Genomic DNA, 20,843 nt, shown 5'->3' with positions numbered 1-20,843 from the left:
TCCGGCAGCTATACCACCGATGTAGAGGCCGAAAGATGGTTGTCTTATTTGTCAAACTTCAATCCGAAGTGCTCTTGAGCCAGCTTTTGATACGTGCCATCCTTCTTTTTGTCCAATATGATTTTGTCGATAGCTGCTTTCAATGAAGCATTGTTTTTGCGTAATGGAATCGCTACATCTACCACCGTGTAGGGATCGCCTGCTATTTCTACTTTTTTACCGTCCGGGGACGTTTTAATGAAATCGCCTGCCGCATCTCTTCCGATAGATACAAGATCCACACGTTTATTAGTCAAGTCCTTGAATAATTCCGTTTCACCGGGGTATTCCTTAATTTCTTTATAGCCGCCTATCTCCTTCACCACTGCTTGAGCTGTGGCTCCGGCAATAACACCTACGACTTTACCTTGCAGATCCTTGATGCTCTTGGCGTTGTTGCCGCCTTCTTTATTCACAACCGCTACAACCCCGTCACGACCATAAGGCTCTGCGAAATCAACCGATTTTTTGCGTTCCTCCGTTACATTGACGCCAGCAAGCAAAATATCGAATTTGCCTGCAAGCAAGCCAGGGGTTAATCCTGCGAATTGACCCGTAACGAATTCAGGCTTCACTCCCAAGCCTTCAGCGATAATTTTGCCCCACTCGATATCGAACCCAACCAGTTCATTCTTTTCGTTCATATAGTTAAATGGGCGGTAATTTCCGCCGGTGCCGATGACGATTTTGCCTGCTTTTTTAATTTTTTCCAATGTGTTTTCATCCGTAGCTTGACTGCCAGAGTCAGCAGGAGCTGCAGGTGCTGCCGCTTGTGAAGTCGGCGCTGCAGCCGTTTCCTTGGAAGGAGTGGATGGCGACGAGGTAGCAGCCTTTTGACCGCAGCCCGATAAAACAACCGTTAACGCCAGAACAATGGAAGCCAATCCAGTTAATGTTTTCATAGATAGATCCTCTTCTCTTTAGGTAATGGATAATATTAGCTGTTAGTTGCCAAGCGCATAATCAGCAATGCTAATTCCTAATGCTTCTTCAACCTCCGGATAGACGGTAGGATCCAGCACCCCTGCGCTTAATGAAAAATGCTTTTTATTAATGGATAGAATCGCAAGCTCCGCACCCAATTTGACGTCACCAACGCGTACTACCGCTCCCGTCCGCGCATCCAACGTAGTGATTACATCCGGGAAGGTGGTTAATCGTTGACCTTCACTGTTTTCTACTGCCATATATTCGTTCATGACATGCAGAGTGAAACGCTCATCGTTTTGCTGAATGACGATAGTCCCGATATCGAAAGCTCCTGAATAAGCCACGCTATAACTGATAACCTCTCCTGCACCGAGAATGACTCCGTGAGTAGTGGAGCAAATCGTATCGATAACAGCTTGTCCGCCTTGTGGTTCCGCTTCAAGGATGGCATAACCCAAATCCAATGCCTTCGATATTCCGCCGATAACCGCATTTTGCTTAACATAGCTTGCTGGAAGCGGATGACGGGCGCAAGCTATGAATCCGCCGGATAAATCGGCTGCGGTACGAAGCACCGACGAAGTCTTGGCCGGAGTGCCTTTAACGACGAGCTCCAGATAGGAACCAGTATCCCGTCTCCCGCCAACGACGACCTGAATGGTTTCGAAGTCCGTCCGCGACGCCAGTCCAAGAGAGCCCATTTTACCTGTAGGATGGGCACGGATATCCCCTGTCGCATCAACGACCTTCAATCCAAGTGCGGCTGCTGGAAGCCAGCCATTAATCGTACTGGACATACCGTTTTGGGGTGTCATTACGCCAACGACCTTACCCTCAACCTGCTCCGCAAGTAATTGGACTGCTTTTATATAATCGATGCCCCGCATTTCCCAGTCTCTCCCTGCAGGTGCACCTATAGCGGAGGTCGTAACGATAATCGCATCATCTGGCAGCTCATCAATCGATACCAGCTCAGGCTTTCCAACCGTTATGGCAGCTGTGCCTATTTCCAGTCCGTGGTCTGGCCAGCCTCCACCGCCTGCCGCATAAATCGAACCACCCTTGACCGCGGCCTTTACATCATCCAAAGTTAGCGTTTTTCCCATATAAACCTCCCAATAAGTTCATAAGCTTACAAATCAATTCGTCGGAGACCGCTGTCGCGGATCACCTTGAACGACTCTTCATAGCCGGCATCGGCATAACGCAGCACCCCCATACCCGTATCGTTATCCAAAGCATATTTGAGTCTTGTATCAGCTGCTTCTGTTCCATCAGCTACGACGGTTACTCCGGCGCTCGTCATATACCCCGTGTAGCCCCCACCCCCGGAATGAATCGCCACCAGGTCGGCCATCGAGGAACAGTTAAGCATCGCATTCAAAAGCGGCCAATCCGTAATGGCGTCACTTCCATCCTTCATTCGCTCAGTCATGATGTTCGGATGTGTCATGGCTCCTGCGTCCAAGTGATCGCGTGAAAAAGAAATCGGTCCGATGATTCCCTCGCGGACTAATCGATTCACAGCTATCGCCAGCTGTGATCTTTGCTCATGGCCGAACCAGGCGATCCGTGCAGGTAGGCCTTGGAACTTAACATGCTCCTTCGCCAGTGCAATCCAGTTCGATATGATCTCGCTGTCGCTGTACGTACTCAGAATGTAATCATCGATTATTTGGATATCTTCCGGATTTCCGGATAGCGCCACCCAGCGAAAAGGACCTATTCCTTGTGCGAACAAGGGTCTCAGATAGGCTTCGGTGAAGATCGGAATTTCAAATGCATTCTCTACGCCGAACTCCTTTGCCTGTGTGCGGATATTATTGCCGTTGTCGAATACGATAGAGCCTCTCTTTTGAAATTCCAGCATCGTTGCAACTTGAGAGGCAATGGAGCTTCCAGCTTCAATTGCCAGCGCATCCGCATCCTTATCCCTCGCCTTTAACCAATCTTCGAATGTATAACCGACAGGAACGTAGCCGTATTTCAAATCATGAGCCGCTGTTTGATCCGTGACGATATCCGGGATGATTCCTTGCGCCAGCAGCTGCTGATAAATATCAGAGGCATTGCCCCGCAAACCAACGGAGATGCTTTCCCGCTTTTCCTTCGCTTCTACAATCCAGCGCAGCGCTTCGTTCAAATCATGCGTCTTTCTCTGCAAATAGCCGGTTTCTAAGCGCCGATTAATTTTCTCCTCGTTGATTTCCACGCATAAAATGGCTGCTTTGGCCATGACCCCTGCTAACGGTTGAGCTCCTCCCATACCGCCTAAGCCTGCGGTCAAAATAAACCTGCCTGACAAGCTTCCATTAAAATGCAATCGGGCAATCGATGAAAAAATTTCGTAGGTTCCTTGAAGTACGCCTTGTGAACCTATGTACTGCCAAGCTGCAGCGGTTAATCCTCCCCAAATTAGGAGTCCTTTCTGCTCTAATTCATAGAATTTGGCACTGGTGGCCCATTTGCCTACCAAGTTTCCATTAGCCATGATGACAAGCGGAGCAAAAGGATGCGTCTTGAATACCCCAATCGGCTTGCCTGATTGAATGACCAGAGTTTCATCGTCCTCCAATCCCCGTAGCGTATCGACAATAGCATGATAGGATGCCCAATTCCGAGCTGCTTTGGCAAAGGAAGCATAGACAACCAACTGGTCTTGGTTCTCCCCGTTCTCTAGAACATTCTCCAGCATTCTTAAGAGCGCTTCTTGCCTCCAGCCTTTACAGCGAAGCTCATAACCACGTTGTGCGAGAATCAAAAGCCAACCCCCTCTAACAAAATTATCATTAATCGATAATTAATTATCAAATATAAAAGATGTTGAAATTAATATAGTCCCATAATTCCGCGTTGTCAAGTGGGTATTATATGATTTGTTAATCGTTAATTTAGTTTAGAAGTCTATCAAGCTGCTTATTCCCTCTCGTAGAAAAACTTTTTTCAAAAATGAGAGCAAGTGTATGTTGTTTGTCGTGACGATTTGGGACATTCGCTGGAGGAAGTGTTAGGAAGCTTAGACCTACCCCGGAGCTCCGTTCGGGTCGTGGCGTTGGTTGTAGCCGCGATCGTAGGCCGACATGAGTCTGCTGTGCCTGAGCTATGCTAAAATGCAGGTGAAATTGTGTCATCGTGATCCGTCGGGAATGGGATAAAGTTCTTGTCATTGAAGTTTGACAAGAACTTTATCCCATAAAATCAAAAAGCCGCGATTTACGCGGCAATTAATGAGATAATGATCTTGTCACCCGACATCAGGAGCATACATCCATCCTAACTTTCGTTTAATGGAGGAACGCGGAGTTAATCTTTATCACGTTAGCAAAACACAAAAATGGACCCTAAGGAGTCGTGAATATTCAGAAGGCGAAGAACGACCGCAAATTTATAGTGATAGAACGCATCAACTAAAACATGCCAGACGTATAGCAGCCCCCTATTCCTGCTTGTTTCTTCCGTTAGTCATTATTTATGCTTTAAACGTAGGGGCAAATATTCGTTGGATGCCCCACCACCCTCTCGATAAAATGCAAATGCTAAATATCATTTTATTAATTCTGTTAGTTTTAAATTTTGGGGCATACTCCATCAGAACCTGGCTGTAATACAAACGACTAAGCAGGCGCTATAAGTATAATTAGGGACCATTAAACAAACCGAGAAGGTTACAGAAAAAAGATCGCTATTCCCCTGAATAAGCAGTGAGGAGAGCGATCTTGCAACGGTTGTCCTACGTCAAATCGGGCAACTCGCTTTTCCGGTTTCATTTTTCGTACGACAGCTCATTCTGTCCCACATATAGGCAAATCCCCGCAACTTAAATGGTTTCGGGGATTTCTGCTTCACTTTGCCAAAGCCTGTTCGACTTCCTGTTTTAACCCGCTTGCATCAATTTCAACGGGGTATTGGAACTCCTTGCCGTTAATGAATACCGTCGGTACCATCTTCACATGACGTTTAATGGCTTCTGCTGTGATTTTTAAGCTTAAGTCAATATTATCTGGTTGTTCTTGTAATCTGTACTCTTCGGTTAGCAGCTTTTTAATCGAATGGCTGTCGGACTCGCTCCACTGGCTTTGTTTGGCGAATAAATCCTTCATAAGCTCATAGACTCGCTGCGGATCTTTATAATCTAAGAATGCGTTCGCCAACGTTCCATATAAAAGCATTTCGCGCGGTTTGTCATAATGCTTCACCACATATTGAACTTGTCCGTTCTCGGTATAAGAGGTCAATGTTTCGTCGGCTGCTTGAAAGAATGTTGCGCAATACGGGCACGCCAGGTTCAGAAACACTTCTACTTTTACAGGCGCATTTTCCTTACCATAGCTCAAAAATGCATTTTCGATCACTTGGGTCATGTTCAGATCTCCTTTATTTGACGTTGTTTGGAATGAGGGACTTGTCGATTTGAACGGCGTCTTTGATGTTAATTTTTGCGCTCAGCAGTCCTGCCTCAAAAAATTTGTCGGCCAATTTTTGTTGGCTTGTCACAACCGCATCATCAATCTGTTGAACGCCGAATGTACGTCGATCATTGGCTTTTTGAATAGGCGCTACGTCCAACCCTAACTCGGTGGATAGGATTTTCGAAATCTCTTGTTTATTTTCATTGGCCCACTTATCGGCATTTTGCAGTTCTTCAAGAATCATCTTCACGACTTCCGGTTTTTTGTTCAACAGATCTTTGGTCGCAAAATAGAATGTTCGATTTTCCGAATTGCCGGTTCCATCGACAATGGTGCGCGTTTTTAATGTGTTTTCTACAATGGCTAGGTACGGATCCCATGTGCCATAGGCGTCGAACTCACCTTTCGTAAATGCGGCCAAGCCTTCCGCAGCATCTTTATAGAACTTGATGGTTACGTCGTTCAAGGAAACGCCTGCTTTTTCCAAAGCGACTAAGAGCAAGTAATGCTGGTTGCCGCCTTTGGTGACGCCGATCGTTTTGCCTTTCAAATCAATAACGCTTTGAATCTTGGAATCTTCTTTGACGACGATCGCGACACCTTTCGGATACGGAGATTCGGATGCGACATAGTTGAGCGGATGTCCGCCGGCTTGCATAAATACAGCGTTGCCGTCCGATGCATGTCCGAAGTCAATATTATTCGTGTTTAACGCCTCAAGCAGTACCGTTCCGGTAGGGAAGACCTTCCATTCTACTTTGTAACCTTTCTCACTCAATGCTTTATCTAAATTCCCGTGTTCTTTCAATATGTTTAGCGTATTGCCTTTTTGATAACCAATCGTAATCACGCCTTTTTGATCGCGTGCAGGCGTACTGCCGGTAGAACCGCTATCTGAAGGACTGTTAGCAGGTCTGCCGGAAGAACCGTTTCCGCAAGCCGCTAAAACCAAAACAAATATAGCAACTAGTGAAATCAAAAATGTTTTTTTCATGTTCTACACCCCTAAGATTTGATTTAATATTTTCTTCTCATAATCCGTAAACTTGTCACCCCGTTCCCGAGGTCTTGGCAAGTCAATGCGTTCATCCAACTGAATGGCACCCCGGTCGATCACGATAACGCGATCCGCTAAACGTACAGCCTCCGTCACATCGTGGGTAACGAGAAGGGAGGTAAATTTCTGCTGCTGCCAGAGATCTTCAATTAAGTTCTGCATTTCAATCCGGGTTAGCGCATCAAGAGCGCCAAGCGGCTCGTCAAATAGCAGGATATCGGGATTGCTTGCGAGTGCCCGGGCTAGGGCAATGCGCTGCTTTTGCCCTCCTGACAGCTGATCAGGCCAATCATGCCGTTTCTCAATCAGCCCTACCTTTTCCAAGGACTCGCTTGCGACGGTCGAGTTGACCGCACCAAGCTCAATGTTCTTTATGATGCTTTTCCAGGGTAGAAGGCGGTCGTCTTGGAACATGATCCGGATTTTCGGATCGCCCGAATCTATGCCGGAAAAAAGCAATTCTCCTTTTGTAATCTGCTCCAGCCTTGCAATGATTCGAAGCAATGTGCTCTTCCCACAGCCGCTTCGTCCGACAATGGCCGTAAAACTTCCTTGCTCGATCGATAAATCGATATGATGCAAGACTTCATTATCGCCGTAGCTTTTGCCGACATTTTTCAGTTCAATATTGATCATGGCGTCACCCCCCAGATGATTCGGCTGGCTACTTCTTACGGTAAACAGGATTCCATTTTAAAAATCGGTATTCAAACAGTTTGGCAATGACATCAGATAGCTTTCCTAGTATCGCGTAAAGAACAATGGTGAGCACGACGATGTCCATTTGCATGAATTCACGGGCGCTCGTTGCCATATAGCCGATTCCTGAATCCGCGCCAATGGTCTCCGCCACAATTAAAGACATCCACATGACACCTAGCGCATAACGAATCCCTACCAGAATGGAAGACAAGGCGCCTGGCAAAATAATGTTCACAAACAACTTCCATTTTGATAGCCCATAAACGGTTCCCATCTCGATGAGCTTGCGGTCCACATTTTGAATGCCGCTAAAGGTATTGATATATACAGGGAACATGACGCCTAGCGCTACTAGAAAAATCTTGGCCGATTCCCCAATTCCGAACCAGAGAATGACGAGCGGAATCAGCGCCAAATGGGGAATCGTGCGGATCATTTGCATCGTGGTATCGGTTGTTCGTTCAAAAATTTTAATCGTCCCGTTTAAGAGGCCAAGTATAAAACCGATGATGCCTCCAATGAAAAATCCAATTAAAGCGCGTTGGGTACTAATCCAAACATGATCTTGCAGTTTACCGGACTTCGTTAATTGAATGGCCGCGTCTACCACTTTCAATGGCGTCGGCAGGATGGATGAACTGATAATGCCGGATTGCCCTAGTATTTGCCATAGCACAATCGTTACGATAGGGAGCAGCCATGGGATGAGTTGGCTTTTATACCATTTATTAATCTTTTTCATGTTCTAATCTCCAGACAATTGGAAAAATAATAGGTGCAATAACAAGATGAGATTTATTATAGGGTAATCCGATAAAAATTGTCAACTTTAATATTGTGATACGCAAGGGATAATCGTTTCAGCATTATACTTGATTTTCCGAATAATTCAATTAATCAGGTTAAACAAAAAAAGCCCTACAACACGAACGCTGCAGGGAATCAAACACACTAATAGAGGGAGTAAATAAATACATATGATTATTTAATCATTTGATAAAGAAGCCTTGCTTAGAAAAATGAAATTTTGAATTTGACGAACGGCAGTGACTTCCCACCATGGATAAATTTTTTTTCACTTCCTCAATCTCTGTAATTCGATCATTTCGACTCCAATGGCAGCTTTCATGGTATTCCCTCCAACCGTTTTATGTATGACGTATTTTATCGGGGGCTGACATTCCCCGCTTCCTCTTTAGCTTTTGAATGCACTCACCTGTTTGGCGGGCATCCCTGCAACACGATGCGGTTCATCACTCGTTGGAACCTCATAATAAAGAGGTATTCAATTACTAAACCTTCGAAATCTTACAAGACAGCATGAATCGGTAACGGGTCAGTTTGTTCAGATCAAACTTCAATTCCAAGCAATATTAGACCGAGTGTTTCCGGAGTTTAAGGGCGTATTCGGGATTTTGTATTCAGTAGTCTCTTTAAAAACCTTGTTGGAATTCCCAACGTCTGAAACTGTTCTCAGTGCTGGTGAAGCTCAAATAACGGAGAGGATTGCAATTTTATGTGCATCTCATTCCGAAAATGGGCTAAGGAAAAGTCTCAAGTTCTAATGTCAGCAGCAACACGAAATCCATTTCGGAATGCAACGTACCAAAGTCATTTATTTAACATGAGCATGTATATCAATATGATGCTTCATTACAAAGAGCATCTATTGGCACTCGTAAAGTAAAATAGATGCCCTTGCAAATGAAGTTGAAGAATATAAGATTATCCAATCGATCCCCGGTATCGGAGAGAAAATCGCAGCAACGAAGCTTGTGGCCTTTGTTGGCGTAGATCCAAGTGTGCATATCTCAACATGAGAAATTTAGGGTGTGTACTAACTGTGAAGCCGTCCTCTGGGTTGACCGTACCGGTGCTTCATGGCATTATTTATCCGTCTTATTTTTTAGCCTTATCCGACTTAGCCGTTGCAATCGCCTGATTGATTGCCTCTTCAAATTGCCGGAGTACAGTGTTCGTGTCGGCTTTATTTTTGACCATATCTCCGAACGGCTTGCCGAAATCCACATTAACATTCGTTAGATCTGCAGCTCTTAACGGAGACGGAGGTGCATCCTTGTAATAATAAAATGCACCTGTATTTTTCCCTTGCAACTCCTGCACCTCTTGGCCGAATGCATTTTTAACGTTAGCGTTAACGAGCGGCGTACCTACTCCCTGTTTGGAAAGCATCGTCTGAACTTGCTCGGATACAAGATAAGAAACGATTTGGAACGCTTCATCTTTATACTTGGACGTTTGGGAAATGAACAAAGCAAGAGTGGCAGGCTTTAAGCCGGTGCCCGGTTTTTCCTTTAAAACAGGCAGCGAAACGACGTCCCAATTTAAATTTGGGTTTGCTTTCACCCAGCCGATCATGAGCGGATGGCTTTCGAGAGCCATCGCAATACTCCCTTTAGCTGTCTCGGATGTAGGAACGAGAGCATTATCCGGAATTTCGTAGAACCGTTTCAGGTTGTCGAACATCAGCTTCCAGCCGTCCGTATTCAGCACCGCCTTATCTTCCCTCGGATCCAAAGGACTTAAGGAGAGCTGATTGTTCAGCATCATATTATTCGGTATAGCGGCGAAGCCCATATAGGTCGTTCCTTGTTCCACACGCGTTACTTTTTTCGCCAGGTCGTAGACTTCATCCCATGTCATGCCGTCTTTCGGATAAGCAACGCCAAACTTATCGAATATATCTTTATTATAAAATAAGGCATACCGGTTCATCGTAAACGGAAGGCCGTACAGCTTTCCTTCGCCGTTGGCATTTTGGGTTTGCGCGAGTACGTTCGGTTCAAATTGCTGGAGATTGAAGTTATTTTTTTTCACGAGCTCCTGCAAATCGTATTGAAATCCGTTCTGAATGATGCGGTCTACCGTAAAGCTGGCGGATTCATAAATAATATCAGGCAGCGTTCCCCCGGCAATTAGATCCTTATAGTCCGTACTTTTGGGATCTCTGAGAATGATGTTCAGCGTGATATGGGGAAACTTCTTCTTGATCGCTTCAGTAATTCCCAAACTCTCAAAATTCAAAGCCCCGGGCTGCCCGTTAAAAATGGTTAACGTGATCGGCTCTTTCGGCTTTCCGGTATTGCCTTCGGTGTTCAGTATCGCTTCCTTATCATTGCTGCATCCAAGCATTACATTTGAGAATAAGAGTAACGAAGCCGCGCCAATTACAGCTTTCCCATACACTTTTACCATGCAGAAACCTCCATTTTCTCCAGTTTCACTTTCATTCTTCTTCGAACGCCTTGTCGTTTTGGTTCCGCTTTCATTTTATGTTACAATCAGCTCCAGGCAGACTATACGGCCAACCAACCTGGAGATCTCGATCCTTAGGGCGATCTCCAGGTTGTCAATGTGCCATATTGCGGGATTCGCTGTTACCCCCATCTTCCTCTCTACACAATATGTCCATGTCTTTCGAACGGATAGTCGATCGTAATACGCCTCCGTTTGGTTGCTACACTAGCGGTATAGATGCGTTTGGTGGGACCTTTACTTGCCTTCCAAACACAAACGGACAAGGTCGTCGACTTGGGCAGTTGCCAGACACTCGACAGTATCGGCAGCGCCGTAATAAATTTTGACTTCGCCGTCATCCTCAAGAATCATACCGCCCGGGAAAATGACATCATTCCGGAAGCCTTCGGTTTCATAGACGGCTTCGGGTGCGATAAGCGGATCTTTGTACATGCCGATGATCTTCTTGGGGTTCTCCAAATCCAAAAGCAAAATGCCGGCGCTATATCGCTTCTTCCAGGATTTCTCCCAACCGTTTTTTCCTCGGCTTGGATCAAGATCGACGGAATGGAACGTAGTTAGCCAACCTTTAGCGGTTTTGACTGGCGGGGCGGCAGGGCCGATTTTGTCGTTAGCGTAAGCCACATGCTCAACCGCAAGCAGCAAATCCGTATTGCCCCAATATTTCAAATCTGGCGAGTCCGATATCCACATATCGAAACGGTCTTTGCCTCCCCGGCTGTACACAGGGAACGGCCGCTCTAAACGGACGTACTTGCCGCCGATTTTTTCCGGAAACAGCACCATGTTGCGGTTATCAGGCGCAGTCATATGGAGTACTTCAAATTTTTCGAAGTCATCGGTTACGGCAATGCCTCCGCGAATACCGTGCTTCGTATCGACGGCAAAACACATGTAGCAGCGCCCATCTATAACAGTCAAGCGCGGATCATAGGTGCGGATGATTTCGTCATCATTCAGGCTAAAACAAGGGTCGGGCTGTACCTCCCAATGAATACCGTCGCTGCTGTGGGCTAGACCAAGATTGGTCGTGGAACTTGGCAGCAGCGTATGCTTCTGCAGATCACCGTAATCGTTGCGGAATACCATAACATAACGACCTTGGAATTTGGTAACGCCTGCATTAAATACAAGTGCCGGAGAATAAGGCACATCACGGGCGGATAATACCGGATTTGCAGGATGACGGGTAATAACCGGGCTTGACTTTAGCGGTCCAATAATTGGAATAGACAACACTATTCCTCCCCTCTTCGATTTGGGTTGCAACATGCTCTTATCATAGAATAAAATCGAAGAGGAGGTATGACAGTTTTCCGCTAGACTATCTCATATTTTCGTTCAGGAGCGATCCGTCAAAATGACCGTATACCCAACCAACAAACATTTAACCGACTATCCGGACATTCATCCGGGTTTTCCATTTCATGTGTCCGTTAACAAAGTGGTAAGGCATTTTCCTGCTCACCGCCATGACTTTTTGGAATTTTCTCTTGTAATAGACGGAGAGGGCTACGAGGTTATTAACGGTGTTAAACATCCTCTACTTGCGGGGACGGCTACTTTTTTGCTGCCTTATCAGGTTCATGAAATTTATGTGGAATCGGCGAATCCACTCCGGTTGTATAACTGCATGTTTGATATGGATTTGCTATACCAATCAGCAGAGGTCGGACCAGGTTTGTCGGAGCTGCTGGTCGGGGAGGAGATGCCCCCTCAAGCTTTCTTAAGCCCGGAGCTGTACACGGCTGTATCGTCGGCTTTTGAGGATATGCTTGCCGAATTTGCGGGCAACGGTTTATGGAGAAACATGCTGCTCAAGCTGAAGCTGTTGGAAACGCTTGCGCGATATGACCGTTTCCGCCGGCAAGGTGTTCCTAGCACAATACAAACAAACAGAACAATCGATAAAAAACCGGTATGGCAAATTATTCATTACATTCATGCCCGTTACAGAGAGCCAATTACACTGTCGGCAACGGCGGATAAGTTCGGCATAAGCAGCTCTTACTTAAGCGAAGAGATTAAGCGGCGTACCGGTCTAGGTTTTGTCCGCTTTTTGCACGAGGTGCGCATTAGACATGCTTGCAGCTTGCTTTCATCGACCGGAATGGCGGGAGTTGATATAGCGATTGAAACCGGGTTCGGTTCGTACAAGTCATTTTCGCGGATTTTCCGCGAGTTGAAAGGCATGACACCGGGTGACTACCGTAGAAAGCATGTTACAACAAGCTCTCGTTACTAACCTTTCTCATCCTCTGCTGCCCCCGGCACACGATGTTGATACCATCGAATTAACATGAAATTCCACGTAACCGTCTAAATCATGATGTTCGTAAATATGTAATCACAAAAGATGCTTGAACGGTATGTTGATTCGTTTGGAATTCCGGCATGTCGGACTCCTCTGGGTGGCCGAGCGTCGTCATGAATAAAGCGCATCACTTACTTTATTTTTTGCTGCTGTCTAAATTGGATAGGGGTTGTTCCAAATACCTTCTTGAACGTTGTGAAGAAGTGGCTTTTTGTTTGGAAACCAGCCTGTTCTGCAACTTCTGTTACAGTTAAGTCGGTGCTTAAAAGAAGCTCCTCTACCCGCTCCAAACGCTGATTTGAAATAAAATCCGATATGGGGCAATCCATCCATTCCCTAAACACGGCCCGAAGATAGCTGACTGAGACCGATGTATGATCGGCAATGGAATCCACACTCAGTATGGGGTTATGTAGATTATTCCGAATATATTGAACGGCTTCTGTAACAATTTCTTCTTTTCGATTATTAGTTGACCGCTGTTTTAAATCGTCAACAATTTGATGCAGGAACGTTTCAATCCAATGGAACGCTTCATTTAAATGATGGAATTGATTTAGTGTATGCTCAATTCCTTCCATTCCTTTTACCGTGTTTAGCTTTTTAAAATTTTTCATCAACTCATATATTAAATGGATAAGCTGCATTTTGCATTCCGAATATGTCATTCCCTTCATATCCCCAGCCAGCTGCTCCAAGTATCCTTTAACAGCTAGCAAGTTACCGATACGCACTGAAGCAACGAGTTCTTTTATCACATCTTCATCAAGATAATTTGGCCTATCCTCAAACTGCTTTAAATCACTCTCCGAATATACACGGTCTTTGCCATCGATAAAATTAAGCATGGATGCCTCCATAACCAATTCGTAGCTCTGGAGCAGTGCTTCATTCGAAGCCCTAGGATCGCTGACCGCTGCAACAACTCCGAAATGCAACCATTGATCAATATTTGATTTGATTTCTTGAAGCATAGTATCGATTGTTTCTTTCTTCTTCGTGTCAGGGAATATTAGTACGGTGTGATCGATTCCAATATCGACTGCCTCTCCGGCTAAGCCATATTGTCTCATGACCTCAATAGCTATATTGCCCATCGCGTACTTCATTAGCTTTCTTGAAGGAAAATCATATTTATCACAGAATGCAGCATAATACCGGATCCTTAAAACCGCTATTCGGATCGATCCAGCGGCAAGCACCGGTATCTCTTGAAACCATTCTTTTTTATAACGTTCCGAAAGGGAGCCGTTAAGTATCCATTGGCGCAACCGCTCCTCCTTGATTAATGATTTACTATCTTTGATAGAACGATCCATTTGCTCCACTTTGTTAATAAGCGATTCGATACCGGAAGTGATGCTTACTGTAGTTTCCACGGTGTTGGAAGGGACATAGGGCTGACCTATACGCGCTTGAATAGCTTGCAGCATAGTACCTATGGGGCGTATATTGGTTCTGGAATACCAATAAAGTAACATCCAGATAATCAGAACAAGAAGACTGAAGCAAAGTAAAATCGTCCATCTGGTGACGGAAATACTTTGATTTAACGTTTCAAGCGAGGTTAGATGAAAGATCCTCCAACCCGAAATACTTAGCGTCTGATAACGTAATGACCACTCCTCGCCATCAACCGAAAAATGAGATTTCCCTAAGTTACCGTTTGAACTTAACGTTCTTACCTTCTTGAGCATTTTATCCGAAACATTCCCCAGCATCAATTCCCCTTCCCCGTTCAGTATGAACACATCATTCGCGATTTGCTTATTCATCTGCAGGATGTACTGCTGCAGCTTTTCCTTATCCAGCAGCACCGCCAATTTACTGTTGTTCTCCCCTCTATCAATCACATCCTGCACAACCAGTAATAAATAACTTTTGCCTTGAATCTCGTAATTTCGCAGGTTTAAGTTTCGACTCTTTTCCGATCGGGCTTGTTCAAGAAATTCTTTGTTCTCCTCGTCAGTTAACTTAGTCAGGCCTTTATCCGAAGCGTACATACGGTTAATGGAGGGATTAATCACATGTATGGACTGAATAAATGGCTCAATACCCAAGTAATCCGTCAAGCTCAATTCCATTTGTTTAAAAACCCAATAGTCGACCTCCGAAGAGGTCATCCAACCGTTTACATTCTGGTCCCGAAAAATACGGACGGAATATAATTTAAGTTTTCGCAGCGTGAAGTCGGTGTTGTCCTTAACTTGCGCAATTCGCTGCAGAGTCAGGCGGTCAATTTCAGTTATTGCATTATTAGTCAATTGCCTAGTTAAAATATAAGAAAATATATAAATGGTCACAGTGAACGCTAAGGCCATATATATAAACATTCGTAAATGCAATTGCTGCGGCAGCAGACCACGAAGCATTGTCATCCCTCCTTGTCGCCGATGTATCTTATCTAAAGGTATTCCTCCATTAGCTTATCGTCAAGTTTGTATTGGACCGGGATTAACAAAAACCCTGCAGATCTTTAGGACTTGTGATCCGCAGGGTTTTGAGCGCTATAAATTGTCAGTCCTCAATCCTATTTAACTCTTTGAAAACGAATATATCATAACTTCCTCTACAGCCGCGTGATTGGCGGTTTAACATACTTTGACGTCCAGGGGCAATACAATCTTGCTTTCAGTGAATGAAGATTGCATAATGGCGTTGGCTAAAGTCAACCCATTGATCCCTTCTGTACCGTGAGCTACTAACTCGCCGTCTCCATTTTGAATAGCGTTAATAAACTTTTCGATAACAACAAGATGGCCTTTAGGCTGAGTAATATCAACAGGAATTTCCGTATACCAGCTTTCAACATTACCGAATTTACTTTTCGATTCCAGAATGAAATCAAATACCGAAATCTGATTTTGATACATGACAATCTTTTCATTCTCATAAACCAGCTTGCCGTGTTCTCCTACAATTTCAAAACGGTTTGTTCCAGGCGTCTCGGCCGTGGTTGCAATAAAATGTCCAATCATTCCATTCTCATGTTCAAAGTAGGCCGTCACTTCGTCTTCAACTTCAATATTGTGATATTTACCAATGTTAACAAAACCGCTGATCTTCGCAGGCATTCCGAATAACCATTGATAAAGATCCATATTATGCGGACATTGGTTGGTCAGAATTCCCCCGCCTTCTCCGGCCCAAGTCGCCCGCCAGTCGCCGCTATCGTAATAAAACTGCGGGCGAAACCACTGCGTGTTGATCCAAGTAACACGAATCAGCTTGCCGAGCTTCCCGCTTTGGACAATTTCCTTTAACTTCTTATGAAACGGATACGTTCTTTCCTGAAACATTATGGCGAAGACAAGCTCAGGGTATGCCTCTTTAGCCCTTTCATAAGCAGCTATCATTTTCTCCGCATCGTTTAAATGGACAGCGATAGGCTTCTCGCAAAGCACGTGAATACCTCTGTTAAATGCATCGATAGCAACTGAAGGATGATCATAATGGGGTGTCGCCACCGTAATAGCTTCAAGACCCGGTTTGTTGAGAAGTTCTGTGTGGCTATCATAAGCCGGAATTTGCAGCTCCTCTGCAAATTTATCAGCTCTGTCCTTAATTACATCACAAACACCGACAATTTCGACCTTTCCGGCAGTCTGGAGCTGCCGTAGATTTTTGATATGGCCCGATCCCATTGCCCCTACTCCAACTACGGCTATTTTTACATTTTTATGAATAGTCATCTCTAACTCCTCCTCGGATTAAACGAATGCGCGGATGTATTGAATAAATGCCGGCAGCACAACTTCCGGTTCTTCAAGCTCAGGATGCCACTTCTTTTCCCACTCCAACGATAAGTAGCCTGTGTAACCATATTTCTTTAACAGTTCAATATTATTCTTAATGGGAACTTCACCATCGCCAATGAAACACAGCTGGAATTTGCCATTGACCTTTTTCGTATCTTTAACATGGACATGCTCGATATAGGGAAAGATCTTCTCGATAAACGGTTCAATGGTATTGCCGTATCTTTTGTAAGTATGCTCCATATCCCACAGTACGCCCAAATTGGCACTGGCCACCTTCTCCAGTACAGGCAGCATATGATCCAGATCGGAGAAGTCCCCGTGAGTTTCCAAAAGGATGCGGACATTTCTTTCCGAACCATAGTCACAAAGCTCCTTTATGCCCCTTGAAATCCTCTCAATAATTTGCTCCTTTTGGAAAGGATCCGGCACCTTATTCCCAAAAACTCTTATATAGGGTACGCCTAGCTTTTGTGCTAGATCTATATGTGCTTTCCCTTCGGCAATAAAATCATCGAATTTGTCAAGGTCATGGAATTGGCAGGATGTATTCAAACCGATTATTTGTATCTGCTTTGAATGAAGTTCCTCCAGGGTTTTTTCCAGATTCTCAGGGAGAAAGGGCCTTGCCTTGGGCAGGAACATTTCCCCTTCCATGCCTCTGATCTCAATCCCGTCGTACTTTAAACGTGTGGTTTCGTTCAAAATTTGTTCCCAGCTCCAATTCGGGCAAGACAAAGTTGTATACGCTATTTTCATTTCAATACCGCCTCTCCAGCATTATTATTTGGTTGAATTTCTTTTAACGTATGACTCTGACATTTCCTGAACAATTTTAGTGAAATTCGGTTCCGTTTTTAACTGGTTGACGAACGCATCCCATTTTTCTATCGGTTCCTTGCCCATAATCACGTGCAGCTTCATATCGGTAATTTTTTTGTTGTATTCCGGCCAGAACTTAATCCAGGCCTCGGAATCCACACCGACCGACGGATCATTAACCGCATTTTTTGCCCGCTCATCCATTATTTTTACATGACGGTCATAGTACTCCTTTGGAATTCCCGGAACATACGCTTTTAGATATTTGTTGTAGCTAAGAAAAATTTGACCAAACGCTTGTTGGGATACATTGTCCTTTACAGCCTGTTCCGTAGGGATTTTAAAGCCGTCTTTTTCAACGAAATGAACGTCTTTAAAACCGAAATTCGCAAGATCCGATCCTTCAGCGGAAGCCCCGTAATCCATGAATTCCATAATTTTCTTCAACTTCGCTTCAGGAACGGTCTTGGGAATCAGAAACATTCCAAAAGAGCCGATTTCTGTCTCGCTCACTCCGTTTAATGAAACAATCGGCTCCATATAAGCGTCAGGCTTTTGCTTTCTAAGCTCGGCTGTTATATTCCAAACCTGATCTATGGCTTGTGTGGCGACACCAGCCTTCCCTGCCTTTAACATATCCAGGATTTGACTCGGTTTAAGCATCAGGAAATCTTCGGGAATCAGCTTTTCTTTGTACAATTTATTGGCGTACATAAGCGCGTCTTTTTCTGTTGATAAGTAAACAGTAGGAACCAGCTTTCCATCCTGCGCTTTCCAGTCGCCTATAGTTTTATTAAAAACGTTCTCGAAAGTTCTTATATTTAAAATGACTCCATACGTATCATTTTTCCCGTTTCCGTCGGGGTCGTTATTGGTAAATGCCTTCATCGCTTCGTAGAGTTCATCCATGTTGGTCGGCATTTTTAAGCCCAGTTTATCAAGCCAATCTCTGCGGATGCTTACCCCGTTCTGGCCATAGACCGGTCTTACCCGGGGTATACCATAGTTATGTCCATCTGCGTAGGCTAAATTTTTCCAGGTTTCTTCAGGAAACTTTGCTAAATTCGGATAATTTTTATACAAATTGGTCAGGTCCCAAAAGGTTCCTTGAGCAGCCATCCCCTTAATAACCGATGAATTGAGCGGGTCGGTTGTCAAGATTAAATCCGGCAGCTCACCGGAGGCCAACGTCACATTTAATTTATCCGTATAGTTGTTGGATGATGTCCAGGCAATGTTCAGCTTGGTATTCGTCCGTTTTTCGATTTCTTTTATTATAGGGTTGTCTTCTGAGGGTGGTTCTTGCGAATAAAAGGACGACAATATGCTGATTTGAGTTGGTTTTCCCTGTTTTCCCCCCTCTTGTTCCACTGAATTTGCTTCTTCTCCCCCACCTCCTCCGCATGCAGCTAACAATAAAGCTAAAGAGACTTGCAGGGAACACAGTTTAATTCCTGCATTTTTCTTGCTCATACTATTACCTCCATTTGTAAATTTTATATTCATTCCTTCACAGAACCTACCATGACGCCTTTGGCGAAATGCTTCTGCAGGAAAGGATACACCATAATAATAGGTACTGTTGCCACAATAACTGCGGCCATTTTAAGAGTTTCCTGAGGCAAGGTTTGCTCGGAGGAAATTTGTTGCGCTAATTCCCCACCTACGCTGGTTGATGAATCGATAAGCATATGCTGCAGCAATACTTGTAAAGGCCACTTCTTGAAATCGTTCAAATAAAGAATCGCGGAAAAAAATACGTTCCAATAAGCAACCGCATAAAATAGACCGAAGGCCGCCAGAGAGGGCAAAGAGATCGGCAGGATCACTCTCATCCAAATTCCTAAATCGTTGCATCCATCGATATGGGCCGCTTCTTCCAAGCCGGGTGGAATGCTATCATAGAAGCTTTTCATAAGAAATGTATAATACGCTGTTGTCAGTACCGGCAGGATTAATGCCCACATGCTGTTGATCAGCCCTAAGTTCTTCACAAGCAGATACGGCGGGATGATACCCGGGTTAAAAAGCATTGCGATCACAATCAGCATTAACATGACTTTTCTTCCCATCAATCTTTTCCTCGATAAGGCATAAGCAAAGCTCGAGGTTACAGCAAGACTCAATACAGTGCCGACTGTAGCCAAGAAGGCGCTATTTCCCATCGCTCTAATAAACGTATTGGTAGACAACAGATATTGATAATTAATTAGCGACCATTTCTCCGGGATCAGGATGAGACCGGCAGTCCGGATGTATTCAGAGGGGTCGGTAAAGGATATAACCAGAATGTAAAGGAATGGCAGGATCGTGACTACTCCAGATATGATCAGTATGGACACAACGGCTGCATCTGCTAATCTACTGCTCCATTTATTGTTCAATGTCTCCACCCCCTCAATATAGGCCTTCCTTGCCGTATGTCCTAGCCAATTTGTTAGCAGCAATTACCAATATAAGTCCTACAACAGACTTAAACAGTCCAACCGCCGTAGTGAAGCTAAACTGCCCATTTTGTATGCCCATCCTGTACACGTAGGTTTCGAATACATCGGCAACATCAGTCACTGCACTGTTCATCATGAGATAAACCTGCTCAAAGCCTACATCCAGAACATGGCCCATTCTTAGAATTAATAATGTAATAACTACATTTTGTATGGCAGGCATCGTGATATGCTTCACCTGCTGGAGTCGGTTAGCCCCATCCATCTTAGCTGCTTCATAAAGCGCAGGATCGACCCCGGCTATGGCTGCCAAAAAAATGACGGTGCCCCATCCTGCTTCCTTCCATATGGACTGCAGGGTCAGCATCACCCAAAAGTAATTTTCATTCGTTAAGAAGTCTATCTTAGAGTAACCCATCATGTGAATGACGCCATTTACAATGCCTCCGGATTGGGAAAACAACAGGAACGTGATCCCCGCAACGATCACCCAGGAAAAGAAATGTGGCAAATATACGATGCTTTGGATCGTTCTTTTGAACTTGCTGTTTCTTGCTTCATTGAGAAGCAAAGAAAGAATGATGGGCGCAGGGAAGAAAAAAACTAGGTTTAAAACACTAATGACCATTGTATTTCTTAATAATTTCAAGAATTCGCTGCTACTGAAAAACCTTTCGAAGTTTTCGAAGCCCACCCACTTACTATGCAGAATTCCTTTAAACGGCGAGTACTCCTGAAATGCAATGACTACTCCGCCAATGGGAATATACTTAAAAATCAAAAAATACAAGATTCCAGGTGCGGCGAGAAGATATAAATATTTGTCTCGGCTAAGACGGGTCAGGATAGTATTTATCTTCCCTTTTTTAACAGAATGGATTTGTGTTAATTGCTTATCTCCTAAAGTAGTTTGTTGCAAACCTCTTCACCTCTCTTTAATAGATAGAATCAAAAGCATTTGCTGCAGCGCCACAATGAAGAACTACGCACATCGTACGTTAACTTCCATATGCTGTATAGTTCTTATTCTCATCCAGCAGTTCTATTTATGGTTCTCCACTTAATTATCAAGTCCTTATGTTAACT

16 protein-coding genes and 1 pseudogene are annotated in these 20,843 nt (G+C 44.4%); 2 read left to right on the top strand and 15 right to left on the bottom strand.

Features of this window, described 5'->3' with window-relative positions; all coding sequences use genetic code 11:
• Positions 1 to 44: 44 nt before the first annotated feature.
• The 7 genes from B1728_RS26045 to B1728_RS26015 all read right to left on the bottom strand — a co-directional run bounded on the left by B1728_RS26045 (position 45) and on the right by B1728_RS26015 (position 7,879).
• Complete coding sequence (locus tag B1728_RS26045; protein WP_079913337.1) at positions 45 to 941, bottom strand: substrate-binding periplasmic protein; 897 nt, start codon at positions 939 to 941, stop codon at positions 45 to 47.
• Between the two features lie 42 nt (positions 942 to 983).
• Positions 984 to 2,075 (bottom strand): thiohydantoin desulfurase, encoded by a 1,092-nt coding sequence (locus tag B1728_RS26040; RefSeq protein WP_079913336.1) that lies wholly within the window; start codon positions 2,073 to 2,075, stop codon positions 984 to 986.
• A 26-nt stretch (positions 2,076 to 2,101) separates the two neighbouring features.
• Positions 2,102 to 3,730, bottom strand: a complete 1,629-nt coding sequence (locus B1728_RS26035; RefSeq protein WP_079913335.1) for a thiourocanate hydratase — start codon at positions 3,728 to 3,730, stop codon at positions 2,102 to 2,104.
• Between the two features lie 1,081 nt (positions 3,731 to 4,811).
• A complete protein-coding gene (locus B1728_RS26030) occupies positions 4,812 to 5,330 on the bottom strand; it encodes a thioredoxin domain-containing protein (protein WP_079913334.1) in 519 nt (172 codons plus the stop codon).
• A 13-nt stretch (positions 5,331 to 5,343) separates the two neighbouring features.
• Positions 5,344 to 6,372, bottom strand: a complete 1,029-nt coding sequence (locus B1728_RS26025; protein WP_079913333.1) for an aliphatic sulfonate ABC transporter substrate-binding protein — start codon at positions 6,370 to 6,372, stop codon at positions 5,344 to 5,346.
• 3 nt (positions 6,373 to 6,375) lie between these two features.
• Positions 6,376 to 7,071 (bottom strand): ABC transporter ATP-binding protein, encoded by a 696-nt coding sequence (locus B1728_RS26020; protein ID WP_079913332.1) that lies wholly within the window; start codon positions 7,069 to 7,071, stop codon positions 6,376 to 6,378.
• Positions 7,072 to 7,099: 28 nt separating this feature from the next.
• Positions 7,100 to 7,879, bottom strand: coding sequence for an ABC transporter permease subunit (locus B1728_RS26015; protein WP_079913331.1), 780 nt, complete (start codon positions 7,877 to 7,879; stop codon positions 7,100 to 7,102).
• A 535-nt stretch (positions 7,880 to 8,414) separates the two neighbouring features.
• Between B1728_RS26015 and B1728_RS36970 the strand changes: the two are divergent.
• Positions 8,415 to 8,951: pseudogene (locus B1728_RS36970) on the top strand (transposase); the annotation flags it as partial.
• Between the two features lie 85 nt (positions 8,952 to 9,036).
• Here B1728_RS36970 and B1728_RS26010 read toward each other — a convergent pair.
• Together B1728_RS26010 and B1728_RS26005 are read right to left on the bottom strand one after the other, a co-directional pair.
• On the bottom strand, positions 9,037 to 10,353 hold the full coding sequence (locus B1728_RS26010) for an ABC transporter substrate-binding protein (protein WP_079913330.1): 1,317 nt from the start codon (positions 10,351 to 10,353) through the stop codon (positions 9,037 to 9,039).
• Positions 10,354 to 10,650: 297 nt separating this feature from the next.
• Complete coding sequence (locus B1728_RS26005; protein WP_079913329.1) at positions 10,651 to 11,688, bottom strand: glycoside hydrolase family 130 protein; 1,038 nt, start codon at positions 11,686 to 11,688, stop codon at positions 10,651 to 10,653.
• An 88-nt stretch (positions 11,689 to 11,776) separates the two neighbouring features.
• Between B1728_RS26005 and B1728_RS26000 the strand changes: the two genes are divergently transcribed.
• The gene (locus B1728_RS26000) at positions 11,777 to 12,661 is read left to right on the top strand and encodes a helix-turn-helix domain-containing protein (RefSeq protein ID WP_079913328.1); all 885 of its coding nucleotides are present in this window, start codon (positions 11,777 to 11,779) and stop codon (positions 12,659 to 12,661) included.
• Positions 12,662 to 12,861: 200 nt separating this feature from the next.
• Here B1728_RS26000 and B1728_RS25995 read toward each other — a convergent pair whose 3' ends face one another.
• From B1728_RS25995 to B1728_RS25970, 6 genes are all read right to left on the bottom strand, one after another.
• Positions 12,862 to 15,102: an AraC family transcriptional regulator gene (locus B1728_RS25995; RefSeq protein WP_179136208.1), complete on the bottom strand. Its 2,241-nt coding sequence runs from the start codon at positions 15,100 to 15,102 to the stop codon at positions 12,862 to 12,864.
• A gap of 219 nt (positions 15,103 to 15,321) precedes the next feature.
• Complete coding sequence (locus B1728_RS25990; RefSeq protein ID WP_079913326.1) at positions 15,322 to 16,422, bottom strand: Gfo/Idh/MocA family protein; 1,101 nt, start codon at positions 16,420 to 16,422, stop codon at positions 15,322 to 15,324.
• Between the two features lie 18 nt (positions 16,423 to 16,440).
• The gene (locus B1728_RS25985; RefSeq protein ID WP_079913325.1) at positions 16,441 to 17,247 is read right to left on the bottom strand and encodes a sugar phosphate isomerase/epimerase family protein; all 807 of its coding nucleotides are present in this window, start codon (positions 17,245 to 17,247) and stop codon (positions 16,441 to 16,443) included.
• A 24-nt stretch (positions 17,248 to 17,271) separates the two neighbouring features.
• Positions 17,272 to 18,783, bottom strand: a complete 1,512-nt coding sequence (locus B1728_RS25980) for an extracellular solute-binding protein (RefSeq protein ID WP_079913324.1) — start codon at positions 18,781 to 18,783, stop codon at positions 17,272 to 17,274.
• Between the two features lie 29 nt (positions 18,784 to 18,812).
• Positions 18,813 to 19,694 (bottom strand): carbohydrate ABC transporter permease, encoded by an 882-nt coding sequence (locus B1728_RS25975; RefSeq protein WP_079913323.1) that lies wholly within the window; start codon positions 19,692 to 19,694, stop codon positions 18,813 to 18,815.
• A 13-nt stretch (positions 19,695 to 19,707) separates the two neighbouring features.
• Positions 19,708 to 20,676: an ABC transporter permease gene (locus B1728_RS25970; RefSeq protein WP_079913322.1), complete on the bottom strand. Its 969-nt coding sequence runs from the start codon at positions 20,674 to 20,676 to the stop codon at positions 19,708 to 19,710.
• Between the last annotated feature and the right edge of the window lie 167 nt (positions 20,677 to 20,843).

Origin of the sequence: Paenibacillus sp. 32352, from assembly GCF_002042965.1 — a bacterium.
In the GTDB taxonomy this organism is placed as follows: Bacteria; Bacillota; Bacilli; order Paenibacillales; family NBRC-103111; genus Paenibacillus_S; species Paenibacillus_S vulneris.
This window is presented reverse-complemented; position numbering and strand designations above follow the sequence as displayed.

Excerpts from the sequence above, each read along its gene's own strand:
- B1728_RS26045 (WP_079913337.1), bottom strand. The coding sequence starts at position 941 with ATGAAAACATTAACTGGATTGGCTTCCATTGTTCTGGCGTTAACGGTT.
- B1728_RS26040 (WP_079913336.1), bottom strand. The coding sequence starts at position 2,075 with ATGGGAAAAACGCTAACTTTGGATGATGTAAAGGCCGCGGTCAAGGGT.
- B1728_RS26030 (WP_079913334.1), bottom strand. The coding sequence starts at position 5,330 with ATGACCCAAGTGATCGAAAATGCATTTTTGAGCTATGGTAAGGAAAAT.
- B1728_RS26025 (WP_079913333.1), bottom strand. The coding sequence starts at position 6,372 with ATGAAAAAAACATTTTTGATTTCACTAGTTGCTATATTTGTTTTGGTT.
- B1728_RS26020 (WP_079913332.1), bottom strand. The coding sequence starts at position 7,071 with ATGATCAATATTGAACTGAAAAATGTCGGCAAAAGCTACGGCGATAAT.
- B1728_RS26015 (WP_079913331.1), bottom strand. The coding sequence starts at position 7,879 with ATGAAAAAGATTAATAAATGGTATAAAAGCCAACTCATCCCATGGCTG.
- B1728_RS26010 (WP_079913330.1), bottom strand. The coding sequence starts at position 10,353 with ATGGTAAAAGTGTATGGGAAAGCTGTAATTGGCGCGGCTTCGTTACTC.
- B1728_RS26005 (WP_079913329.1), bottom strand. The coding sequence starts at position 11,688 with ATGTTGCAACCCAAATCGAAGAGGGGAGGAATAGTGTTGTCTATTCCA.
- B1728_RS26000 (WP_079913328.1), top strand. The coding sequence starts at position 11,777 with ATGACCGTATACCCAACCAACAAACATTTAACCGACTATCCGGACATT.
- B1728_RS25995 (WP_179136208.1), bottom strand. The coding sequence starts at position 15,102 with ATGCTTCGTGGTCTGCTGCCGCAGCAATTGCATTTACGAATGTTTATA.
- B1728_RS25990 (WP_079913326.1), bottom strand. The coding sequence starts at position 16,422 with ATGACTATTCATAAAAATGTAAAAATAGCCGTAGTTGGAGTAGGGGCA.
- B1728_RS25985 (WP_079913325.1), bottom strand. The coding sequence starts at position 17,247 with ATGAAAATAGCGTATACAACTTTGTCTTGCCCGAATTGGAGCTGGGAA.
- B1728_RS25980 (WP_079913324.1), bottom strand. The coding sequence starts at position 18,783 with ATGAGCAAGAAAAATGCAGGAATTAAACTGTGTTCCCTGCAAGTCTCT.